Genomic DNA, 360 nt, shown 5'->3' on the forward strand with positions numbered 1-360 from the left:
CGTTTGTTTGATCGCTTCCAAGAAAACATTTATTCCATTGCCATTTTGACCGATTTGTCTAAATCCAACAATCCGCAGCCGTTCCAATATTCCTTTTACGGCACTGAACTTACGTATCGCTTCAATACTTATAAGTTTAATGAAGAGGATATTCCTTCTTTGAAAAAATCAACGAACCCTTTTGCCATTGCAGTTTTGGCAGGCATTTACCTTCATCAAACGGAAAAGAACTATCATAAACGATATGAAGTAAAGAAAAAATTGTTAAAAGACTTTATCTTAACCAACTCAAATCTTAAATCTATTTATGCGGAAGCTCTTTTCTACTTCATTGACTATTTACTGTATCTTCCTCATGAG

The 360-nt window shown here is 34.2% G+C and carries 1 pseudogene; it reads left to right on the forward strand.

The annotated features are described in order from the left end of the window. Positions 1 to 360, forward strand: a pseudogene (locus tag LIZ98_RS17755) (hypothetical protein); the annotation flags it as partial.

The organism is Caldibacillus sp. 210928-DFI.2.18 (assembly GCF_020554505.1).
Lineage (GTDB): Bacteria > Bacillota > Bacilli > Bacillales > Caldibacillaceae > Caldifermentibacillus > Caldifermentibacillus hisashii.